The sequence below is a fragment of the Mycetohabitans endofungorum genome (assembly GCF_002927045.1).
GTDB classification, from domain to species: domain Bacteria; phylum Pseudomonadota; class Gammaproteobacteria; order Burkholderiales; family Burkholderiaceae; genus Mycetohabitans; species Mycetohabitans endofungorum.
In genome coordinates this window covers 1-2,779 of sequence record NZ_PRDW01000045.1, presented here as the reverse complement: position 1 = coordinate 2,779, position 2,779 = coordinate 1, and the positions used below count along the sequence as shown (strand labels likewise).

The following is a 2,779-nucleotide window of genomic DNA, read 5'->3' as shown; positions in this document are numbered from 1 at the left end:
TACTGGTCAAGCCGCTCACGACTGTCGAAAGCCAGCTGCACCAGCAGCAGATACGGATCGCCGTCGCTGGCCAGCAGATGGTGAAACAGCAGCCCGTCTTGCAGCGGCGACAGTGCATAAATGTCCTGGATATTGGCTACGCCACCGGGCACCTGCTCGACAATCTTGTCAATGTCCGCTTGCGTCAGCTCAATGAGCGGCAGCATCGACGGCGTAATCGCACTCGTGTCGGGCGTGATCGCGTTCGCAGGCACCACCACGTCACGGCGCTGACCCAACGTCTGCGCCAACGCACTAAGTGTCGGTGCCTCAAACAGCAGCCGCACCGACACACTCAAGCCCCGACGCCGCAGGCGCTCCATGAGCTGCACCGCCAGCAGCGAGTGGCCCCCGAGCGCAAAAAAGCTGTCGTGCCGACCCACACGCTCGACGCCTAATAGCTCGGCCCAGATCGTCGCCAGCGTCGTCTCAAGTTCGCCTTGTGGCGCTTCATACGCTTGATGTGCGAGCGCGGCATCGTCCGGTGCGGGCAGTGCACGCCGATCGAGCTTGCCGTTGGGCGTTAAGGGCCACGCATCGAGCCGCACAAACGCGCTGGGCACCATATACTCGGGCAGGCTCGCCGCCACCTGCGCGCGCAAGGTGCTCGCCAGGTGCGCGTCCGCTTCGGCCTGCACATACGCGACCAGCCGCTTAGCCGAACCCTCACCGGTTGCCAGCACTACCGCATCACGCACCTGCGGATGCGCCGTTAAGCACGCTTCGATCTCCCCCGGTTCAATGCGAAAGCCGCGAATCTTCACTTGGTCATCGTTGCGCCCCACAAACTCCAGATTGCCGTCCGGTAAATAACGCGCTAAATCCCCGGTCTTATACAGCCGGGCACCCGCGTCATCGGAGAACGGATCCGGCACAAAGCGCTCCGCGGTCAGCGCCGGGCGGTTCAGATAGCCGCGCGCCACCCCCGCACCACCAATAGATAACTCGCCGACCGCACCCAGTGGCACCGGCTGCCCGTGCGCGTCCAGCAGATAAATCGTCAGATCCGGAATCCGTGTGCCCACCGGACTGCCCGCTTGCTCGCTGTCTTGCTGCCGAAGTGGCCGATACGTCACATGCACAGTCGCTTCGGTAATCCCATACATGTTGATCAATTGCGGATGACGCTCGTCGTGCGTGGCATACCACGCCTGTAAGCTCGTCGGCTCCAGCGCCTCCCCTCCCAAGATCACATAGCGTAATTGATCTGACAAGGCGCGGTGTGCTTGGCTGGCCATCAACGCCTTAAACGCACTGGGGGTCTGATTTAATACGGTGACACCCTGCTCACAGATCAACTGGTAAAAAGCGTCGGCAGAGCGGGCAATGGAATGGGGTACGATGACAAGCTTGCCGCCATAACGCAGTGCGCCCCACAGCTCCCAGACCGAGAAATCGAACGCAAACGAGTGAAATAGGCACCAAGTATCATGCTCGTTAAAGCCATACCACGGTTGCGTCGCCTCGAACAGACGCACCACTTGGGCATGTTCGACCATCACGCCCTTTGGGGTGCCGGTCGAGCCCGACGTGTAGATCACATACGCCAGATGCCGGGCCGTCAACTCGACTACCGACGGATTCGTGTCCGGCAACGCCGGCACGGTAACCGGATCGAGCACCGTGCACTCGGCCAGCGCCGCGTCGCCCAACGCAGCGCGCCCGGCTGCGTCGGCGAGCACAATCGCCGGTGCTGCATCGGCGAGAATATGCACCAAGCGCTCACTCGGATACGCCGGATCGAGCGGTACATACGCGCCGCCGGCTTTCAGAATCGCCAAGAGCCCCACAACCATCGCCGGGCTGCGCTGCACGCAGATCGCCACGAGCGTGTCCGGCTTGACGCCTAACTCAATCAGCTGGTGTGCCAAGCGATTGGCTTGTGCGTTCAGCTGCGCATAACTGAACGTTTGATCTTCAAACACCAGCGCTGGCGCCTCGGGCGTACGCTCGACCTGCGCTTCGAATAGTTGGTGCACGCACACGTGCGACGGATACGCCTGCTGCGCCGCGTTCCACGTGTTAAGCAGCAACTGGCGCTCGGCCTCGGGCAGCACCTGCAACTGCTGCACTGGAATCTCGGGCGTCGCCTCGAGCGCGTCAGCCAAGCTGTGCAGCGCCTGCTGCATATACGCGCACACCCGCTCGGGCTCCAGCGACGGCACGCTCTGGGCCGTCAGCCCCAACGATTGCCCAAAGTCCTCGACCGACAGTGTCAATGGGTAATTGGTGCGCTCCTGCGCGCTGAGCAGCTCCACACCCGGTAGCCCGCTGCGCTCATTCGAGCCCATCGCATTGTGCCGATAATTGAGCAGCGCACTAAAGAGCGGCGTGCCCGCCGGCACGCCGCTGCAGCGCTGCGCGAGCGCCAGCGATGCGTGCTCATGCTCGAGCAACGCCGCCAGCCGCGCCTGCGTGCTCCGCACACACGCCTGCACACTGCCATCCAGCTCCAAGCGCAGCGGCAGCGTATTAATAAAGAGCCCCATCGCACGATCGGCCCCCTCACCCGCTTGCATCCGACCAAACAGCACGGTGCCAAACACTACGCGTTGTTGGCCGCTCGCGCGCGCGAGCACCTGCGCCCACGCCAAGTGACACAAGCTCGCCAGACTGACGCCCAACCGTTTGGCGTGCGCACGCAACCGATCGTTCAACGCCGGCGGCAGCATCCGGTGTGACTCGCTCACGTCACTGCCGTCGTGCTGTACCTGCGCGAGCCCAAACGGCAAGGTCGGCT

Annotated in this window: 1 protein-coding gene; it reads right to left on the bottom strand. The window is 63.1% G+C overall.

The features are described 5' to 3' along the window. Positions 1-2,779 (bottom strand): non-ribosomal peptide synthetase (locus B0O95_RS15050; protein ID WP_233203449.1); only part of this gene is annotated, 2,779 nt, incomplete at both ends.